This window comes from Nonomuraea sp. H19 (assembly GCF_052068215.1).
Lineage (GTDB): Bacteria > Actinomycetota > Actinomycetes > Streptosporangiales > Streptosporangiaceae > Nonomuraea.
The window spans coordinates 22,226-43,233 of the sequence record NZ_JBQHCV010000028.1 but is presented as its reverse complement, the minus strand read 5'-3'; the positions used below and the strand labels follow the sequence as shown (position 1 = coordinate 43,233).

Below are 21,008 nucleotides of genomic sequence, written 5' to 3'. Positions count from 1 at the left end.
CTATCGCCCCGCACGTATGGGATGTCATGGGAACACCTGAGCTCCGGGGCATTACCCGATGGCGTTCTCAGTGGTCCGGGTACGCCGGGGACTCTGGCGGCAGCACGAGTTTCGGAAGATCGCGGGCGAGTACGTTGAAGTAACGCTGCGTCGACCACGACGTCCGATCGCCGATCACGTAGAGGCGCCGTTTGGCGCGGCTGATCGCCACGTTCAGCAGGTTCGGACGCTTGGCCGCCCAGGCTTTGGCGCCTGGCCGTTGCGGATCGCCGCCCAGGACCAGGATGACCACCTTGGCCTCCTTTCCCTGGGCTGTGTGCACGGTCCCCGCCTCCACGCCTGGAAACCGCCGCGCGACCTGCTGCATCCCGCGTACAACATCGCGGAACGGGCTGATCACGAAGATGTCCTTCGGGGCGACCCTGTCGCGGGCGAGGCGGGCCAGGATGCGTTCCAGCGCGGCCCCCTCCTCGGGGATCCAGTGCCCGCTGAAGCCGGCTCCGACCACGTCGATCCACACACTCTCCGGCAGCTCGATCGACGATTCAGCGATCTTGCCGCAGACCATGAGCCCGTCGTAGGCGATGGTGTTGGAGATGCCGAACATGGGCTCGTCGCAGCGCCGGTGGACGCGCAGCGGGGCTCCGACCCAGACGGGAGTGTCCTCTCCGGGCAGATACGTGCCGTACGCGTTCGTATGATCGGCCAGCTGCTGAACCGAGGTGCGTCCCGGCAGCCAGTGCTCCTCCTGGACGCCGAACGTACGCCGCAGTGCCTGCTGGGCGGCGAACGGCAGCGTCACCACCGGCTCCAGTTGCAGAGGATCCCCAACGGCCACCACCCGCCGTGACCGCCAGATCGCGCCCGCCGCGAGCTGTGGTGCGGCCTGGCCGGCCTCGTCGATGAACAACCAGCCCAGCGCCTCCTGCGTCAGGTGCGAGAACACGCGATCGAAGGAGGCGAAGGTGGTGGAGACGACCGGGACCAGGAAGAACAGGCTCTGCCACGCTGCTCGTACGGCCTCCTCCGGCACGTCGGCGGGCACCTCCCCGGTGACGACGTCCATGGCCGCCTGCAGGCTTCTGCGCATCCGCGTCGCCTCGGTCCGGAGGAACGCCTGGTGCAGGCGAAGGGCCTCCACGAACAGGTCGGTGCGGGCGTGGTTCCAGGCCTCGTCGGTCCACAGCGTCTGACTTTCCCGGTGCTCCTCATCGGTCCACCAGCGCTCGTCCGGGAAGAACCGCCCGAGCCGCTCCTGCTGGACGGCCAGCCGGGACCGGAGCTCGGCCAGCCGGGAGCGGGCGGTGTGCAACTCGGCACGCCGGGAGTCCAGCTCATGGGCGATCTGTGCGGCGGCCTGGCGGAGTCCTGCCAGCCGCGCGGTCGCGGTGCCGAGCGCGTGCTCAGCGCTCTGGACGTCACCTGCCAGGGCTCGGTCCTGCGCATGCCACTCCCGGGAGGCCTTTCCGAGGGTGAAGAGCGCGGTGACCAGGCTGGGCTGGAACTGTTGATGCTCCTGGCGGCTGCGCTTGCGTGTGGTGATCTCCTGCCGTGCCGACTCCTCGAGACGCTTGGCATCGTCGAACTCGCTGCGCAGAGCGGTGAGGCGATCTTCTGCAGCGGTGATCTGCTCGGTCGCCCGTACGATGATGCGCTGCTGTACGGGCATGTCACGCAAGGCGTCGTGGGCGGTGGCCCGTTCCCGCCGGAGAGCCTGGACGCGTTCGTAGGCGAGGGTGAACGACTCGACGGCCGTCGCCCATGAGTCCGTCACGGTGTTCTGCCAGGCTTCGAAGCTCATCCGCAGCCCGGGTTCGTCGGCGGTGCCGTACCAGGCCCTGCTGACAAACTCCATGCGATAGGACTTCCGGCCCAGCTTGGCGGCCACCAGGCCCCATGCGGGCTCGCCGAGCACCCGGCTCGCCACGTCGTCGAAGTAGGTGGCCTCGCCTCGCCAGAGGGCGTCGATCGCTTTCTCTCCGGGGATCTCGGTCGTGACGTTCTCCACAGCCCCGTTGTTGGCCGAGGTGACCACCATCTCGAAGCCCGTGAGCTCTTCGCGCCACAGACTCACCACCCGCCGGAAGTCACCCGTCTGCCAGCGCATCTCCCCGGTGAACGCGGCCTCGGTGCTGGGCAGCCTGGACAGGCGCAGCGCGCGCTCCACGACGTTGGCCGCGATCAGATCCCTGAGCATCGTGGTCTTGCCAGTGCCCGGAGGCCCGTTGACGGCGAACAATCCCGCCCCCGGGGCCAGCTCGGACATGATCGTGTTGACCGCGAACTGCTGGCTCAGCGCGAGCGGTAGACCCGGCCCCTGAGGCCAACGTCCCGCAGGGACCTGTTCGGGTGCCACGTGGTCGAAAACCACCTGCGGCTCCTTGCGCAGGTCTGTACGGGACGGCTCTGGAATCCGCAGATAGGCGTCCAAGGCAGCGCCATAGGCGCCTGCCCGCACCGCTGAGGCCACGCGTTCGAGATCGTTGACGATGAAGCTGTTCAGGAAGTCGGTGCTGCCGTCATCGTCGTGCTCGCGCCGACGCGAAACCTGTACGCACTTGACGAGCAGACCGTCGGGGATCAGGACTTCCTCCACACCGAACCGGTCGGCCGTGAGCTCCATGAGCGCCCGCAAGTCGTCCTGTCTGAGAGGGCGACCGACAGAGACGTCTTCGTTCCGCAGTTCGGCGGCTCGCTTGTCATGTTCCAGGGCGGCGACGAGTTCCTCGCCGGCGGCCCCCACGCGTCCGGCCGCCACGTCGAAGCCCATGAGCCAGGCCGGATCCCGAGGGCCGGGGGACACCGTGCGACCTGCCGCCCAGGCGGCACTGGAAAACTCCCACGCTCCCAGCAACGGCCGCCCTTCATCCGTGACCAGCATGGCGAAGAGCGCGCTCGTCCCCTGCGGTGCGCGGTCGAAGTTCTCCGGATCGGGCCCGAACACGTTCTCGAGCAGGACCCGCACGCGCTCGAGCTGGAAGACGCCGCCGTAGACGATGTACCGCCACGTCATGGTCGGCTTGATGCGCCTGCGCTGGAGAGGATGACCGGCCTCCCAGGGGAGCAGGGCGCCGGCCTGCACCTGGAACACCGGCTCCCGCTCGTCCCGAGGATCGACCCTTGGCAGACTCGGCGGGCTGAACAACTCGCAGGCCCGCCAGAACTCCATGACACGCGCGCGGCTGTCGTTCAGATGGCTCACGGCACTCCTTGCTGAGGGACTGCACGACTTCGTCCGGTTCGACCTCGTCAGGTCTCGGGACTGGAGCTCTCAGGGCGACCACAGGTTAACGGGACGCCCTGAGAGACGTGGGCAGGATCGCGATGTTGGTCGGCAAGCAGGGATCTACGCGGCCAGCACACCGTCAGCGGCCGGGATGCTCACCACCTCAACCTCGATGCCGTACATCCGCACCACCCTGGCCGCGTTCGCGAGCGCCACTCACGCCGGCGTACGGCCGAGGCTGTCAGGCTCGCCGCCCGTTCAGGTCGTTCGATCTTGGCTCCGCCTCCGGGCGCTCCACATGGACCTGCGGCTTTACCCTCGGCAGGCCTCCGGCACAAGCAGCACCTCACGCTGATGGTCCGCTTCTCTCACAAGATCGAAAAGGTGTGCGCGGGAACGCATCCACCAGCCCTTCGTCGAGGTCTGGCATGCGCTGTTATCGTGTGTACCGAGAGTTCATTGCATGATGAATTAGGTGGGACGAACAGGGGAGCGGACCCCCTCAAGGAGGACTTCGTGCATTCGGTACGCCAGCCCGCCATCGGCGCTCCGGCTCGCCGATACCGCCTGCACGCCGGCGCGGTGCTTGTGTTGATCGCCTGGTGGGGGTTCGGCAATCTCTACGAGGCAGTCGTGGTGATGCCGTGGCTGTGGCGCCTGCCGCCCGGGTCACTCCCCGGCGAATTTCAGCCGGGCAGTCCCGTGCTCTATTTCGTGCCGGCCGGCGTCGCTCTGCTCGCGCTCGCCTGGACGCTGGTCATTCGCGTCTACCGGGATCCGTACCGCCCTGGACGTGCTGTGCTGCGCGCCAGTGCCCTCATCACGATCGCGGCCGCCGGCACCGGGATCCTGGTCAGTGCTGTTAACCCGACGTTCCGCGATCCTGCGGCGAGCGTGTCCGATGTGCACGCCGCGATCGTGATGTGGGAGGCAGGCAATGCGGTGCGCCTCGTCCTCGCGGCTGCCGCGGCCGTCAGCCTCCTCCGTTGGCGGGCGTCTGCACCGGATCCAGGACGATAGGCCGAGGGCCCTCGTCAATGATGAGACGGTACCGAGTTCCGCTGAACAGAACTGCGTCAACGACGTGGTGCCGCTGGCCGTGCGTACCTGGTAGCGGAACCCGTTCGTAGACTATTTCGACAGCCCTGGCATTGGACATCCGGTCGGGGTGGCGTGGTACGTGGCTTTGGGCAGCCGCCTGGGGGGTTGGTTACGGGGTTGTGTAGGGGTTCTGGGTGAGCAAGTGGGCCTTGTAGCCTTCGCCGACGCCGAGTTCGGGGGTACCGTTCCAGTCCTTGATAAGGACGCCGCCGGTGCTGCAGCCCCACGGGTTCCAGGTCCATGCCAGGTGGGACAGGCCGCGTGCGGTGGCCCAGTCCATCAGCGTGTCCATGTAGTCGTAGCCGCAGTTGTCCTGGCCAAACTCGCCGATCACTACAGGTACCTGCTGGGCGAGCGGGGCGATTTGGGTGTCCCAGCAGGACGCGGTGGCGCAGGCGTTGAAGCTGTACGCGTGCCAGGACGCGGCGATGTTGTTCAGCGGGTCGTTCGGCTTGTATGTCAGCCACTCCCGCATGTCGTTGGCCCACTCCAGGCCGCCCACCATGAGGACGTTGGTCGCGCCGGTTGCCCGGACCGCGTCGACCAGGTCCTGCATGCCGGCCACCTCATAGGGAATGCCGGCGCAGGTGCCGCCGTCGCGCAGGCACTGCCAGCCCAAGGTCTTGTTCCAGTCGCTGCCGATCTCCGGGTACGGCTCGTTGAACAGATCGAAGACGACAGAGTCGTTGCCTTTGAAGGTGTTCGCGACGCCGGTCCAGAACTGGGGGGCGTACTGCGCGTCCGGCATCGGCTTCTGGCACGTCGCGGTGGCGTCCTTGCAGTGCCAGTCCGGCCCGTTGCTGTAGGCGCCGGAGGTCCAGTGCAGGTCGAGGATCGGGGTGATGCCGTTGGCGACCAGCAGGTTGACGTAGGCCTTCACGCCCTGCTGGTAGGTGGCGCCGCTGGGCGAGCCGTTGACGCCGAGCCAGCATTCTTCGTTCAACGGCAGGCGCACCGCGTGGATGTTCCAGCTCTTCATGGCATCGACCGAGGCTTGGTCGACCGGGCCGGCGTCCCATTGGCCTTTGCCTTGCACGCAGGCGTATTCGCCGCTTGAGCGGTCCACGCCGAGCAGACGGTAAGGCTTGCCGTCCGACGTGACGATCTTGTTGCCGGACACTCGCAGGCGTGGTGCTGGACCACTGGGGTCGGGGGAGGGACTGGTGGTTGTGGTGGGGGTCGGCGTGGTCACCGAGCCGGTGCAGATTGTGCCGTTGAGCGCGAACGAGGTCGGTACCGGGTTGGCGCCCTTCCATGCTCCGGAGAAGCCGATGGAAGTGGACGCGCCGGTGTCCAGTGACCCGTTCCAATTCAGGCTGGCGGCGGATACTTGAGCCCCGGACTGCGTCCAGGTGGCGCTCCAGCCCTGGGTGACCTTCTGGTCGGCGTTGGGGAAGTCGAACGTTAAGGTCCACCCCCTGACGGCGGAGCCGAGGTTGGTGATGGCCACGTTGGCGGTGAATCCGCTGGGCCACTGGCTCTGGACGGTGTACGTGACGGAGCAGCCAGTGGCGGCAGCCGACGAGGGGAGCGTGGTCGCTGCCATGCTGCCTAGTGCCAGGACTCCGACGGCGCCGAACGTGAGCAGCGCATGACGATGTTTCATCTGATCCCTCTGTTCGAGATAGATGCGGACAGCTGCTCAGCATGCTTAGTTAGCAAAGTTATGAAAGTCAATCGCGAAGGGATATCCAGGAAGAACGGCGCCTGGAGGTCGGGATAGGACCCCAGCTCAAGGGCTTGGCGGCGGAGCTGCTCGTCCGGCGGGCCGCTGAAAATAAGGTAGCTTTTGTACATCAGGTGTGGGAGGTGGCACGGTGACGAGCCCCATCTGGGCAACTCGGACGAAGACCCGCGGAATGGTGCTCGACTTGATCCGGGCGGCGCGGGCGATCAGCCGGGTGGAGCTCGTGGGGGCGACCGGTTTGACGGCACCGACGATCTCCGAGGTCGTGCGTGAGCTCATGGTCGACGGTCTGGTCGTCGAGGCGGGGCTGGGGGCGTCGACGGGTGGCAAGCGACCGATGCTCGTCCAGCTCAATCCTTCGGCCCGCTACAGCGTCGGGGTGCAGCTGGAACGCAATACGTGCGTGATCGTTGTGGTCGATCTGGCCGGCCGGCAGATCGCGAGGATGTCGTTCAGCGGAGTGTCGTCGATGCCGCCGGAGCGCGGTCTGTCGTCGGTGGCCACGCAGGTAAACGCGCTGCTCGACACGGCGGCCGTCGATCGTGACAAGGTGCTGGGAGTTGGCTTGGTCAGCTATGGGCCGCAGGATCGGCGGACTGGTGTGTTGCTGACCCCGCAGCCCACCGAGGAGTGGTTCGGTTACCCGATCGCGGACCGTCTCGCCGAGAGCCTCGGTCTGCCGGTCCTGTTGGACAACGACGCGGCGGCGGCCGCGATCGGTGAGTACTGGATGGGTGCGGTAGAGCCACGCAGCACCTACGGCTGCATCTACATGGCCACCGGGATCGGCGGTGGCGTGGTGATCGCAGGAGAGGTATATCGCGGCAGCTCTTCGAACAGCGTGGAGATCGGCCACATCTCCATCGACGTCAACGGGGACGAGTGTCCTTGTGGCAACCGCGGTTGCCTGGAGAACTACGCCGGCCCGGCCGCGTTGGTCAGGCAGGCGCTGACGACGCCCGGGCTTGGCCAGCGGCTGGCGCTCGATCCGACCGGTGACGACTTCCTCACGGAGTTCACGCGGCTCGCAGCCGCGGCGAACGCCGGCGATCCGGCCGCCCGAGGCCTGGTCGAACGGTCGGCCCGCTATCTGGGTTATGCCGCGGTCACCATGACCACCCTGTTCGACCTCGACACAGTCGTCCTCGCCGGGCCGAGTTTCGCGGTCGCCGGTTCGATCTACCAGTCGGTGATCCAGGAGGAGGTGGACCGCCGCACCTTCGCGCGGCGGGCTCACCGGGTGCGGGTCGTGCCATCGGTCAGCGGGTCGGACGCCGCGGCGATCGGTGGGGCGGTCCTCGTCCTGCAAAGCGAGTTGACTCTCGGCCACGGCCGTCCGACAGACAGCGCCCAACCACTGTCCCCCGAGGGCGAGGCGGCGGACGCAACCGTCGTGTGACGTCGCCCGAGGCTCGGACGAACGCATCTGTACCGATGAGGCGATCGACTTCAGCCCGCAGCGTTGACTTAATTAAGTCTGCTACGTAAGAAGACTCGCCTGCCGGCCCCCGGCCCAGGTGCCGGGCCGGCAGGCGGCTTCCGGCGAGAAGGTCGGGCACCGGCCCGCCCACGGCAGCCAGGTGCCACCCCGTCGTGGCACCCTCTCCTCGTATCCGACTTACCTTCCGCTACCTTTTCGCCTGGTGCTCCTTATGACCGTCTCCACCAAGAGCGTCAACGCCCAGTTCCGTTCATCACGAGCTTCCGGGGAGCTTGCCCGCTCATCTCGCTGTGCTTGCTCGCGTACTGCCTCCAGCTGATCCGCCGATAGGCACCCGCACCACAGGCTGCCCTCTCTGACGAAGGAGCCTTGACCATTACTGATCTTCTGTCTGTAGTTGATCACTTCCGCACCCATCACTGCAATTGACTAGCCGCGGTTAGCGTTGAGCCTGCTCCCCTCGGCGTCGAACACCTCGCGATCTCCCAGGGGACGCTGGAGAACGACCTCTACGTCTTGCAGGGTGGCCCCCCCGAAACCACGGTTGCGCGACTCCCAGAAGGGAAGCGTCACGGGGCACACGTCACGCAGCAAGATCTTCACGTGGATCCGATCCGGCGACTCGTCGGCCTTCGCAGAAGCCACGGCGGTGCAGAGCTTCCCGTCCTTGCCCGCGTCACCGAAAATCGTCACGATCAGCGCCCTGGATTCGGGTGACGCTTGGACTTGGTGAATGGTGGCCAGGGAATCAGGCTGCCGGTACTCGGCACAGGCGGTGAGCAGCAGGACCAGAGCTGCCGTGATCAGCGCCCGGCGTGTTCCGGTCCTGCTGCTTCTCATATCGCCTAGTGCTTTCTCATCTCGTATCCGGAAGCGCGGACAGCGTTCGCGATATCGGTGAAGTCGTGGACGCACGGCCGATCGGCGCTCGGCGTGTACTCCAGCGTGTTGGCGCCGCTGGTGATTCCCTTGGCGATGACGCCACCATTACCGAAGTCATAGACGGCGCCGCCGGAGTCGCCTCCGGGAGTTGCCCGGGCCGTACAACAGATCGGTGGGCTGTACGCCGACGGTCCAGCCCACCGAATTGCGCGTGTCAGCCGATGGCGTTGATCGTCCAGCCGACCCCGATCTGGGAGCGGCTGCCGAAGCGACCGTTGCCATTGCCGGGATAGACCCACAGATTGCCACTGCCGTCGAGGGCGACCAGGTCGGTCTTGCCGTCACCGCTCAGATCCATGGCCGCGACCTTGTAATTGCTCCAGCCGGTGCCGGATTGGGTACGGCCGGCAAGAGTGACACCGTTCTGGCTCGTGTTGGCATAGAACCAGAGCTCGCCCGAGGTGTCGATCGCCATGACATCGGCGCGGTTGTCGCCGCTGAAATCGGCGGGGAAGATGCGGAAGGCGGTCCAGCCGCTATTGCCGATCGGTGTCTTGCCGCCCCCGTCGGGATAGTAGTACAGCGCGCCGTTGCTGTTGTTGACGCCGAACAGATCGGCGCGCGGCGTGCCGTTGGCGTTGCCTGCGGCGTGGACGTAGTTGGCCCAGCCGGTGCCGATCTGCTGCCTGGCGCCGGAGACCAGCTGTCCGCTCCGGTTGGGATACATCCACAGGACGCCGTCGGAGTCCTTCATGACGACGTCGGCCAGGCCGTCGGCGTCCCAGTCGGTGACGACCCATTTCAGGGAACCCCACCCGCTGCCGATCTTTACCCGGTTGCTGACGCTGACGGTGGTCAGTCCCGAGCCGCCCTGGTTCGGATACATCCACAGGTCACCGGCTCCGTCGGTGATGATGACATCGTTACGACCGTCCCCGTCGAAGTCGTGATTGTTCAGCGCGGGCGCATGCGAAAGCCGGTTCCAGGTCTGGAGAGTGGACAGGACGCCCTTGAAGTGGCCGCCGAGGCTTGCGGCGCCGGTCTTGTGCGCGCCTGCGCGCAGTGCGCCGGCGGCTTTCCACTTCACCGTGTGCCTCACGCTGGCGACGTTCCGTCCGTTGACCCAGAGGATCACGACGCCGGTGGCGGCCTTGTAGGTCACGGCGACCTGTGACCAGACACCTGCCGGAGCACTGCCCGCGGGTGCGATGGCGGTGTCCCAGACGGGACTGGCCACGTCGGATCGGCTCATGGCGAAGCGCCAGGATCCGTTCTCAGCCCAGAGTTTGAAGCCGGCGGTGTTGGCACCGTCCTGGGACAGAACGGTGCCACCGGCGGCAGGTTTGGCCCAGGCGCTGAGGCTGAAGTCGGCATCGGTGACGACGGCGGGGCCACCGGCCGAAAGGGTTCCGGTGGTGCCGTTGAGTTCGACGGCCGGGCTGAAGGTGTCGCCGGTCTTCCAGGTCGCGCCGGCGGTGGCGGTCAACGGGAGACCGGTTCCGGTGAAGGCGCTGTCGGCGCCGGCGCTGACAGCGGTGCCCGGAGTGGCTGTGGCGGGCAGGTCGGCCAGGGGCCAGGTGTGGTCCGCCGTGGTGGTGGTGATGGCGTTGACCCAGGTCGCGAGATCGTCAGCGCGGGCGGCGGTGAGGGCGCTGCCGTTCCCGGCGGTGTCGGGGCATCCGGCCTGGCCTGCCTGACTGAGCACGGCGGCGAGCTTGCCGCCGTTGAGGACGGGCGCCCCGGCCATCCCGCTGCACACGAGCGGGCCGGCCGCGGCGGTCAGCGTTGTAGGGGTGGCGGCGGTGAAGGTGATCTGCGCGCTCTGCTGCCGGTCGGTGGTCCAATCAGTGGCCGTCACGGCGGCGCGGCTGTGGCCGACGGTGGACAGCTCGACACCGGTGGGAGCGGCGGCTGCCAGCGGGATCGGGGTGATCCCTTCGATCGGGGCGGCCAGCCGGGCGAGGACCACGTCGCGGCCGGGACGCGGGCTCAGCCAGTCGACCTTGGTGGCGGCCTTTCCGGGGAACGCGACATAGGTCGCGCCGGCCGGCGGGCCCTCGGCCAGCTGGGGCTGGTTCGGATCGGTGGCCAAGCAGCTTGCGGCGCCGAGCGCCCAGCGTGGTGCGACCAGCGTCACGGTGCACTCACGGCCGACGGTGGCGAGCTTGCCGACCGCCGTGTGCTCGCCGGTGCCCGGCGCGGGGCCGGTGCCGGCACGTAGTTGCAGCAGCATGGTCGGCGACGCATTCGGGTCCGCGCCCAGACCCACTTGAGTGCTGCCGTCCGGATCCACGTCGACGGTGAGCTGTTCGCCGTCGTCGCTGCGCAGCTGCGCGGTCACCCGGTGACCGGTGCCCTCACGCTGGCCATCGCCGCGAATCTCGAACACGCCCGGAACTTCGAGGTTCAGCACGCCGGAGGATGCGGTCACCTTGAAGCAGACCCGGCCGATTCCGTCAGCGCCGATGGCCTCGTCAGTGGTCCAGACCTTCAGCAGGCCGATGTCACCCTGTGCCGGCGTGGCGCAGTCGGCTAGCAGGATGTGGCCGTCGCCGGAGACCAGCCTGACGTTCTGAGCCGCCAGGATCTCCGCCGCACCGGGGTAAGGGTAGACGCCGTTGTCCACCAGCGACGGAGGCGAGATCGCGGATGCGCCGGCCGGCGCCGGCCCGACAGCTACGGATAAGGACGCAGCCATCGCTGCGACGACGCCCAGCGTCGCCCAGCGTGGTGGAGAACTCATGATCACAAACCTCCGGTGACGCCCCCGACCCGTTCAATCTGCGGGTACGAAACGAGGCTAGAGACGCCCGGTATGTCGGCGGTATATCCGCCCCTCTCCGGGGTTGCCCGGCATTCGAGCATCGTGTGACACTCCGCAGTGCTGAATGGACGGTGATCGGTTTCGCCTCTTCAGCGCTCCCTGGTGTGCGAAGGCTCGAGCGGTGACGGAGGCTGAACGTGCGTGCGTGGATACCGGTCATGAAGGGACAAGCGCGCCCTGGTGCGGTGCGTCGGCAGGCGATGATCGCGGTACTCGTGGTCATGACTCTGCTGGCCAACCTGCTGCGGGTGACGCCGGCACATGCCGAGCAGTCGGTCGCCGCTGATCGCTCCCACGTGGTGGCGGCCTGGCAAGAGGGCGGCCCGCAGGTCCGATTAGCGGCTGAGGCGGCGCTGCTGGGCTCGGACGAGCAGGTCAGCGCGTTCCTGGCCGAAGGATGGCGCCAGGCCCAGCATCTCGACCAGCGGGACAACCTCGCGAACGTCATCAGCAACGGTGGTCCTGCCTTGCGCGCGAAGGCTCAGGCCGCCCTGGACGCCGACGCAGCAGGTGATCAGAGCGCGATCACCACGTTCCTGGACAGCGGATGGCAGGGCCCGTCGGACATCGACGCGCGGGTGTCGGTGAACCAGCTGATGAGCGCCGGCGGCGAACAGGTCAAGCAGGCGGCGCAGGCCGTACTGGACTCCGGAGACACTCAGGCGCTGCGGGAATTCCTGGAGTCCGGCTGGCAGACGCAGTGGAACACCGACCAGCGGCTGCGGATCAACCAGGCCATTGCCACCGGTGGCCCGCACGTCCGTGCCGAAGGCCAGGAGGCGCTGGACGCGGGTACGCCAGAAGCGCTGGAGGCGTTCCTCGCCTATGGCTGGGCAGTGGCGTCGGCGCGGGACGACGAGACCGCGACGCTGCAAGACCTGCTCGGCCAGGCGCAGGCGGCCGGTGCGCTGGCGGCGCAGGAGACCGCCAACGCCACTGGCGAGGCTGACCGCGCCAGGGACGCCGCAGCCGCGGCGCGCCGGTCCGCGGCGGAGGCCGCTGCCGCGACCGAGGCTGCGCGCAACAACATGGCTGAAGCGAAGGCGCAGGCCAAGCGGGCGGCGACTGCGGCGCAGAAGGCGGCCGAGGCGGCGCAGGTGGCCGTTCAGGCCGCGGCGGCGGCGAACCGGGCGGCACGAGCCGCCGCCACCGCGGCGGCACGGGCGGCGCAGATGGCGTCGAAGGCCAATCAGAAAGCTGCCGTAGCTTATCGGGCGGCTGCCGAGGCGTCCGTGGATGCCAACAGGGCCGATATCGCACGACAGGCGGCGCAGGAAGCCAACGGGATCGCCCAGGATACGCGAGACCTCGCCGCCCAGGCGGGAGCGGCAGCCAGGGCGATAGAAAACGGCAACAAGGCCATCGAATCCGCCATCTCTGCAGCCGAGCATGCCCTGGCGGCAGCGGTCGCCAATGACGAGGCGGTCCGGTATGCCAACGCGGCCGGCGCGGAGGCCCAGGAGGCGGTTGCCGCGGCGGCGAGGGCGCGGGCCAACGCCGAGCGGGCCGTCCGGGCGGCACGGGCGGCCGAGAATTATCTCCGGGTAGCCATCGACGCTGCGTACAAGGCGCAAAACGCCGCCATCAAGGCGGCAGCCAACGCCGAGGCAGCAGCAGCCGCGGCCCTCGAGGCCGCGGAGCACGCCGGAGAGGCCGCGGGGGCGGCGGAACGGGCCACCCTGCATGCCAAGAACGCCACCACGGCCGCGGAGCACGCAGTAGAAACCGCAGACCAGGCAGTCGCGGTGTTCGATGCGGCGCGCGCCGCCGACGCCGAGCGCCTGGCGGTGGCCCGGGATGAGGGGTTGGAGACCGTCCGGGCCGCCAACGCCGAGTATGAGGCGCAGCAACGTGTCGCCGACTGGGACGTCGACCAAGCCGCCAAACGCGATGCCGAGACCAACCAGCTCATCGCCGTGGCGCTGGACCCAGCCACCGAGCCTGCCGCCGCGGTGGCGGCGGCCCGCAGGGTCGCGCTCAACCTGGCCGGCGGCCAGGGCGCCTGGACCAAACAGGCGGCGCTGGCCGCGCTGGGCGGCGCCGACCGTCTCGTGCTGGAGTTCGTACGCACCGGCATCACCGACGCCGCGGCACAGGACAACCGTCTTGCGGTGACGAACCTGGCGGCGTCCGAGAACGCCGCTTTGGCGACAGCGGCCAAGAACGCGCTGGCCGGCAGCGACCAGACGGTCGCGACCTTCTTGCGTACACAGAACTATCCCGGCCGCTACAGCGCAGACCGGATGAAGGTCAACCAGATCCTGTCTGCGGCCAAAGCGGCCGGCGATGTCGTGCTGGCGCAGCGGGCACAGCAAGCCCTCGACACCGACACGCTGCAGGCGTTACGCGACTTCCTTGACACCGGCCAATACACCGCGGCGGTCATCGGTGAACGGGTGCTGGTCAACCAGATCCTGGCCAGCCCGGACAGCGGACCGGAGGTGAAGGCCGCCGCGCAGATCGCCTTGGACGGACCCGCTCCGGGCCTGCGGCAGTTCCTCGACACCGGCCAGTTCACGGCGGCAGAGCGGGACCACGAAAGCGCGATCCACCTCGCTGTGGTCGCCGGTCTGCTCAAGAAGATCAACGAGGTCGCCGAGACGGCCGTGCAGCAGGCGCTGGAAGCGCAGGCCGTGGCCGCCCGCGCCCGCGACAATGCCGCGGAGGCTGCATCCTACGCCCAGCAGGCGATCGACTCGGCGGAGCGGGCCGCCGGCTATGCCCAGCAGGCCCGCGACTACGCCGGCCAAGCTGTTGCCTCGGTGGACAAGGCGGCGGCCGCGGTCAAAACCGCCCGCCAGGCGGCCACCCGGGCCACAGCCTCTGCTCGCAGCGCCATCCGGTCGGCCGGCTGGGCGATCGCCTCCCACCGGACCGCCGTCGGCGCCGCCATCAAGGCCAACCATGCGGCCCACGCCGCCTACAACTCCGCCGTCAGCGCCGGCCTCGATGCTGAGGCTGCTGACGCAGCGGCCAAGGAGGCATACGAGGCCTATCGGTTTGCTTATGGCGTGGAGATGAGCAAATGCGTCAACAATTACACCACCGGAGGCGTCGACGATTGGGAGCAGATACTCGGCGACTCCGAGGGTGAGTGGGCTCGCAACTGCGCCTACAACGTTTATGCGGACCCGGAGGAGCTGCCCACACGGGCATACATCAACTCCGCCCTCTGCGAAGCTGTGTATCCGCAAGGCAGCCAGGATTACCGGAACTGCATTAACTCCACCTTGGACCCCAAGTTCGAAGGAATGCAGCGGCTCATTGTCACCTACCAGGCGTTCAAGTACGGGGCCATCACCTACGCCGTGGGCTGGACGCCTGCGGTGTTGCAGGCCGTTGTCTACTGTGCCGCCAACAAGGTCTGCGGCAGAGTGGCCGGCGCCCTGCTCACCATTGGCGAAGTGAGCATCGAAGTTTACCGCTACATCAAGGGTGACCAATCGCTGGCCAAGACGCTGCTCAACCTTAGCGCGATTGCTATCGAATCTCTGGTCTTCGCCGGGATCGGCAAGCTGCTCAGCGTCGGCTTCCGGGCACTTAAGAACGCCTACACGGCTGCTAGAACGAGCTCGAACGCGGTCTCCGATGTTCAAACAGAACTGAGCCGAATCAAGCAACTTGCCGTCCTCAGGGACGTCCGGGCAATGATTGCCGGCAACTACTCCACCACCAGGAGTACTGCTTTCTTCTGGTCTGGCCGCACCGAGAAAAAACCTGGAGAGTACCTGTCGGCAGGACCTGAGGAAGCCGCTGAAATCGCGAGGAGCATGGGCGGTACCACGCTCGAATCTCTCATGGACAGCCGCGGAATTCCACAGGCTAAGTGGGACCCCGTTGCGGCGGGGTGGGACCCCGATGAGACGGCGTGGGACATCCTTAAGGCCCATGTGGACGACGCGTGGAGCAAGGTGTCCCTTGACTATGCCCGAAATGCCTCCGGCGAGGTCAGAGTGGTTCTCGGAGCTAGTCTGCGGCCTGGCAATGTATGGGAGACCACGGAGTTTCCCGCGCTCAAACGCAACCTCAACGTTACCAAGATAATCGCGATCGATCTGGTCACAGGGAAACCGACGGTGCTCTTCGAGCGATAGCAGCCAAAGGATCGCGTTGGTATCCTGGATCGGTGGATTATGCTATCAGTGAAGAATGGAAAGAACGAATCGTCTACCGGGAAGAGGGCGCCAGCTTCACCTTCGACTGCGCCTGGGGTGTCAAGCCTCACGCCGTCTACGTGCCATCCGCAGAATACTGGCCGGAGGCGACTCCGGCCTGGATGCACGATCGGCGGGACGAGATTCTCGGTCGCATCCGCGATCATCTCGGCGCACGCTACGTCATCAAGGAGTTTGCGAAGAGCGATACGGCCCCCCGGCAATGGGTGACGGTTCTCGGCGCCCGCCACTCGGACGGATCGATTCCCGGCGAGTGGATCGCCGTGCTCATGGATCCCGACGAAACAGCTACACCCCATGCTTCCTGGACGCCCGAGCAGCGTGGTCAGTTCTTCGCTGACCACGCGGGCAGGGTCGGTGGCGGGTCCACTCCGGATGAAGCGGTGGAAGATCTCCGGCAACGGGTGGGCCGGCCAGACTTGCGATGGGGAACCTGAGGCAGAATAACTTAACCAAGATCCTACGCCCGGAAAGCAGCTGTGCTCTCACGGACTACGAGCTCCGTCCCCAACTCCACCCGCTTCTGGTCAGCTTCTCGGCCGTGAACAGTGAACGACCGAGCTTGCAGCTCCTCGCCGTCGATGGCTGGGGGCCGGCAAGCAAAGACCTGGGATACGGTGCCGTGCGGCGCGGCCCCTTCGCATAACGAGCGAGGCTCTCGACGGGCTGGACCAGCTCAACTTGGCCGAGGCTGGCCGCCCATCCGACGGCGAGGTCGTGCCGGTGGCCGAGGAGTTCACGGTCGTCCGCCAGGCGATGATGGAGCTGAGCAGGGTGGACCCGCAGTTGACCGCCTGTCGGCAGGCTCCGGGCCGTCTGTCCTGTACCGGTGAGGGCGCCTCCGGGTCCGCGGGCAGGACTGAGTCCACCTCACTCCACGACGCTAAGCACACTCGGTGACGATCTCCTTTCGGCCTGGCACGCGGACCCCGGCCGCGTAAGGAGACGTCATGCCTCAGCTTCCCGCCCGTCCCGATCTCGGCCAGTTGCGCCGCCAGGCCCAAGAGCTGCTGCGCGCCGCCGAAGCAGGACAGCCCGACGCCACCGCCCAGTTCGCCGCAGTCACGGCGCAGCCCACCTAGAGCGCCGCCCAACTGGCGATCGCCCGTGCTTACGGGTTCACCAGTTGGGCCAAGCTGAAGACCGAAGCGGACCGGCGCGACATCCTCAAGCAGCGTGACCTGACCCGGCTGGCGGCGCTCTCCGGCCGCCGCCACCGCTCCTCGACCGCGTATCCGGCAGCCAGTAGAGCGGGGTCAACAAGGCCAGGTGGACGGCCGCGGCGGCTAACGGCACTCCAGCCGGCGGGCGAGGTGAGGGACGACAACAGGCCGTCGCTACGGGCCGGAGCCGGAGCCAGACAGCGCCACTCGCCCTGCCTTGCCGGCGCTGACCCGTGGCAACGCCGAGCGCGGCCGTGGTGAGGACGCCGCAGCGTTGATCGGTGCGGCGGTGCTCGGCGAGAATGAGGACCATGGGGAAGGGGGACACGGACTCCGCCAGGTTCGGGCCCCGCGTGGGGGAGAGGCAGGGATGGCGCGAGGCGGTCGGTACGGTGCGTAACCAGAATGAGGTGTGCCCGTACCAGGGGCTCGCGCCGTTCGAAAGCGACAAGAGCGAGCTGTTCTTCGGCCGTCGGCGTGCGGTCCGCGACCTGCTGGAGCGGCTCGGGTCCCGGCTGCGGGAGCGCGGCTCCATCCTGCTGGTCTCGGGGGCCTCGGGCGTGGGAAAGTCGTCGCTGCTGCGGGCTGGGCTGATGCCGGCGCTCGCGGAGGGTACGCCGCTGCTGCCCGGGTCACGGGACCGGCCCCGTCTGCTCGTCACGCCGACTTTGGAGCCGTTCCGCGCGCTGGCTGAAGCCTGGGCGCAGGCGTACGGCGGAAGCGCGGAGGATGCTGATGAGCGATTACGAGCGGGTCCCGAGGAGGCCGGTGAGCGATTACGAGTGCGTCCGGACGAGGTCGGCGGGCGATCGAGGGAGCATCTGGAGAGGGCAGGCGACGGAGCGCAGGAGCGTGTAGGGGAGGCCGGCCCGCCGGACGGGCGGTTCGTGCTGGTGGTGGACCAGTTCGAGGAGCTGTTCACCTTGGTGGCCGACGAGCGGGAGCGCCAGGCGTTCGTCCAGACCCTGTACGCCCTGGCCGGAGCCGGCGCCGCGGTGATCATCGGAGTGCGCGCGGACTACTGGGACCGCTGCGCCGCCTACCCTCAGCTCGCCGAGGCCATCCAGGACGGCCAGGTGATCGTCGAGCCGATGACGGAGCCGGACCTGCGGCTGGCCATCGCCGGTCCCGCCGCCGCTGTAGGCCTTGAACTCGAAGCTGGTCTGGTCGAGATCATTCTGCGTGAGCTGCGTGCCGGCGGCGACCAGGCTGGTGGCGTCCAGGCCGGCGGCGGCTTCGAGGCCGCCTCCCTGCCGTTGCTGTCGCAGGCCCTGCTCAACACCTGGGAAAGACGCGAGGACGGCAGGCTGACCATCCGCGGGTACGAGGACTCCGGCCAGGTCCGCTTCTCCGTGCAGCGCACGGCTGACGAACTGCTCGACCGGCTGTCTCCCGCTGATCGTAAGGCCACGCTGCGGATCTTCCGGCGGATGACAATGATCACCTCAGGTGGGCGGCTGGTGCGACGCAGCGCGACCTGGGCCGAGCTCCACGCCGCCGCGGCCGCGGACTCGGAGCAGCGGAGGGCCCGGGTCGGGGAGCTGCTGTCGGCGTTCGCCGGGCTGCGCCTGATCACGCTGCACGAGGATCGCGCGGAGATCGCACACGACGCCCTGCTGCCCGCCTGGCCCACTCTGCGGCAGTGGATCGAACCCGATCTGACCGCGCACGCGGTGTACGACCGGCTCGTCGAGGACGCCGGGCAATGGGCCGAGAACCACCGCGACCCCGCCTTCCTCTACCGCGGGGCCCGGCTGCTGGCCGTACAGGACAGCCGGCCCCGCTGGGACCGCGACCCGGGCAGCTTCCCGCCGCCCGGTCCCGTCGTGAACCGCTTCGTCGTGGCGTCCGTCGGGGCCGTGCGGCGGGCGGGCCGGCGCCGCGCCTTCGTCATGGCCGGTCTGGCCACGCTGTCGGTGCTCGCCCTGCTCGCCGCAGGCATCGCCGTGAACGCGGCGAACAACGCCGACGAGCAGCGCCTGCTGGCGGTCCAGGAGCGGCAACTGGCGGTGTCGCGCCGGCTCGCCATGGAGAGTGAGGTCACCGACGATCCGGTCACGTCCGCGCTGCTGGCCGTGACGGCGTGGCGGCTGGCCGAAACTCCCGAGACGCGTCGGCGCCTGCTCGACGTGGCGGCCCGCGCGGACCGGGGAATCTTCTCCGCGCAGGACAGCTCCGTCGACCAGCTGCTGTTCAGCCCCACCGGTTCGATCATCGCGACCGGCTACAACGGCACCGTCCGGTTGTGGGACCCGGCGACCCACCGTCAGCTCGGCGACCCGATCGTTCATGAGGGGTTGTGCGTCTTCGGGTTCGAGGCGGCCTTCAGCCCCAACGGGAAGGTGCTGGCCACGGCATGCTTTCACGAGGTCGTGTTCTGGGACGTGGTCACCCGCCGGCCGCTCGGACCCCCGCTGGACGTCGTGGACGGAGTACGAGCGATGGCGTTCAGCCTGAGCGGCAGGACCCTCGCGACCGCGACCACGAGCGGCACCGTGCGGTTGTGGGACATCGTCGAGCGCCAGCAGGCGGGAGCCCTCATCGGTCGCGCCGACCACAACTCCGTTCGCAACTCCATCGATCAGGTGGCCTTCAGCCCGGACGGAAAACGGCTGATCAGCGCCGGCGCCGACGACACCGCACGCGTCTGGGACCTCGCCACCCGCCGCCAGATCGGCAAGGCGCTCACCGGGCACGCCGGCGACATCAGCGGCATCTCCCTCAGCCCGGATGGCGGAACACTGGCGACGGTCAGCGTCGCGGACCGGACCGCCCGGTTGTGGAATCTGACCACCTACGAGCAGATCGGTGGCGTCCTGCGGGGAACGGGCAGCGACCTCGGCTTCTACGCGGTGGCCTTCAGCCCGGACGGGACGAGGCTCGCCACCGGTGGCAGAGACGGCTACACGAGGCTGTGGGACACCGCGAGCCGTCAGCAGGTGGGCGACCCGTTGACCAACAGGCGGTTCTGGAACGAGAGGCTGGCGTTCAGCCCTGATGGAAGGACCCTCGCGGCCGCCGACGTGGACGGCCAGGTGTGGCTGTGGGACCCGACGGCGCACCGGCAGCTCGGCGCAGCGATGCCCGGCACGTACGACGTCGCCTTCAGCCTCGGCGGAAAGACCTTGGCCGCCTCCGATCCCGTGGTCGCCATGGGTACCGACCGCAAGGACAGCGCTGTCCGGTTCTTCGACGTGGCCACCCGCCGCGAGGCCGGCCCCCGCCTGCGCCCTGAGGACGATCCGGTGCCCCGCGAATGGGCCGGCGTCCGCGCCATCAGGTTCAGCCGTGAAGGCAGGACGCTCACCACGGCCGGGACCGATGGCGCCATACGGCGGTGGGACGCCGCCACCCGCCGCCAGATCGGCCACGCCGACAGGCTCGGCTCGTTCGGCGAGCTGAGTGCCGACGGCGGGCTCAGCGCCTTCTGGGTGCTGACCGGTAACGATGGTTCTGTCGCGATCTGGGACGTCGTGGGCCGCCGCGAGGCCGGACTTCGCATCGTCGTCAAGGGCCACACCAGCTTCGTGCCCGCGAAGGCGTTCAGCCCTGACGGCTCCATCCTGGCGCTGGCGGGTAGCGACCAGACCGTAAGGCTGTTCGACGTCGCCACCCGCCGTCAAATCGGAGAGCCTCTGCACGGCGCCGCCACGGATCAGCAGAGCGCCCTGGCCTTCAGCGGCGACGGGAAGCTCCTGGCCACCACGGCGGCTGACGGCACCGTGCGGCTGTGGGATGTGGCGAGCCGGCGTCAGAAAGGGGTCATCCTGACCGGTCACACCAACTCCGTCGGCGCGATGGCGTTCAGCCCCGACGGCAGAACCCTCGCCACCGGCTCGGGGGACCGCACCGTGCGGTTGTGGGACGTACCGACCCTCCGACAGGTCGGCCCCGCGCTGACCGGTCACGCGAAGACCGTGGCCGATGTGGCCTTCAGCCCGGACGGGGCCCTGCTCGCCACGGCAAGCGCCGATCTGACCCTGCGGCTGTGGAATGTCGCGGCGCCCGCCGACCCCGCCGCCGCGGTGTGCGCGCAGGCGGGCCGCTCCTTCACCCGCGCCGAGTGGCGGCGCTACGTCGAGGGAGAGGAGTTCCGGCAGGTGTGCCCTTGACCGCTTGTAGATGCCGCTTGAAGCGTTGTGAGTTTCCGCGGCGTTACCAGGTCACGTCCCGTCGGGTCTGCCCCTGTCAGAGGTCCTTGCGGTAGTGAGGAGCTCCATCGCCGGGCGGCCCCGCCACCGGCGCCCCAGCTGTGTGGGCGATCGGCTGGACGTTGACCGGCAAGACTCCGCACAACGCGAAGCCGCGGATCACGTCCAGCGCCGCGATCCGCGAGCGACGTCGCCGTACTTCGGTCAGGACCGGCCACCCACATTGGCGCAAGGCAGGAATCCGGGCGGTATTTCGGCCGGTACGAGAGCCGCCCGGCGACCCGTGCTACCGAGGCTGTGCTAACTGGTTGGGGGCTACGGTGCCGGCCAGCAGGCCCTGGGGATCGGTGATGATGGG

At 68.2% G+C, this 21,008-nt stretch carries 10 protein-coding genes; 6 read left to right on the top strand and 4 right to left on the bottom strand.

Features of this window, described 5'->3' with window-relative positions:
• Positions 1-67: 67 nt before the first annotated feature.
• Positions 68-3,202, bottom strand: a complete 3,135-nt coding sequence (locus ACTMTI_RS44405; RefSeq protein WP_441126860.1) for a DEAD/DEAH box helicase — start codon at positions 3,200-3,202, stop codon at positions 68-70.
• A gap of 540 nt (positions 3,203-3,742) precedes the next feature.
• Here ACTMTI_RS44405 and ACTMTI_RS44400 point away from each other — a divergent pair.
• Positions 3,743-4,246: a hypothetical protein gene (locus ACTMTI_RS44400; RefSeq protein WP_441126859.1), complete on the top strand. Its 504-nt coding sequence runs from the start codon at positions 3,743-3,745 to the stop codon at positions 4,244-4,246.
• 190 nt (positions 4,247-4,436) lie between these two features.
• Here ACTMTI_RS44400 and ACTMTI_RS44395 read toward each other — a convergent pair whose 3' ends face one another.
• Complete coding sequence (locus tag ACTMTI_RS44395) at positions 4,437-5,933, bottom strand: cellulase family glycosylhydrolase (RefSeq protein ID WP_441126858.1); 1,497 nt, start codon at positions 5,931-5,933, stop codon at positions 4,437-4,439.
• Between the two features lie 304 nt (positions 5,934-6,237).
• On the opposite strand from ACTMTI_RS44395, the gene ACTMTI_RS44390 reads away from it, so the two are divergent.
• Positions 6,238-7,413, top strand: a complete 1,176-nt coding sequence (locus ACTMTI_RS44390; RefSeq protein ID WP_441126857.1) for an ROK family protein — start codon at positions 6,238-6,240, stop codon at positions 7,411-7,413.
• A 471-nt stretch (positions 7,414-7,884) separates the two neighbouring features.
• On the opposite strand, the gene ACTMTI_RS44385 is transcribed toward ACTMTI_RS44390, so the two are convergent.
• Both ACTMTI_RS44385 and ACTMTI_RS44380 read right to left on the bottom strand, forming a co-directional pair.
• Positions 7,885-8,295 (bottom strand): hypothetical protein, encoded by a 411-nt coding sequence (locus tag ACTMTI_RS44385; RefSeq protein WP_441126856.1) that lies wholly within the window; start codon positions 8,293-8,295, stop codon positions 7,885-7,887.
• 256 nt (positions 8,296-8,551) lie between these two features.
• Positions 8,552-11,080 (bottom strand): FG-GAP-like repeat-containing protein, encoded by a 2,529-nt coding sequence (locus ACTMTI_RS44380; RefSeq protein ID WP_441126855.1) that lies wholly within the window; start codon positions 11,078-11,080, stop codon positions 8,552-8,554.
• Positions 11,081-11,319: 239 nt separating this feature from the next.
• On the opposite strand from ACTMTI_RS44380, the gene ACTMTI_RS44375 reads away from it, so the two are divergent.
• The 4 genes from ACTMTI_RS44375 (at position 11,320) to ACTMTI_RS44360 (ending at position 20,611) form a co-directional block, all read left to right on the top strand.
• Positions 11,320-15,255, top strand: a complete 3,936-nt coding sequence (locus ACTMTI_RS44375; protein ID WP_441126854.1) for a hypothetical protein — start codon at positions 11,320-11,322, stop codon at positions 15,253-15,255.
• Positions 15,256-15,287: 32 nt separating this feature from the next.
• A complete protein-coding gene (locus ACTMTI_RS44370) occupies positions 15,288-15,773 on the top strand; it encodes a hypothetical protein (RefSeq protein WP_441126853.1) in 486 nt (161 codons plus the stop codon).
• A 513-nt stretch (positions 15,774-16,286) separates the two neighbouring features.
• A complete protein-coding gene (locus ACTMTI_RS44365) occupies positions 16,287-16,418 on the top strand; it encodes a hypothetical protein (protein ID WP_441126852.1) in 132 nt (43 codons plus the stop codon).
• A gap of 392 nt (positions 16,419-16,810) precedes the next feature.
• Positions 16,811-20,611, top strand: coding sequence for an NACHT and WD repeat domain-containing protein (locus tag ACTMTI_RS44360; RefSeq protein WP_441126851.1), 3,801 nt, complete (start codon positions 16,811-16,813; stop codon positions 20,609-20,611).
• The last annotated feature ends 397 nt before the right edge of the window (positions 20,612-21,008 follow it).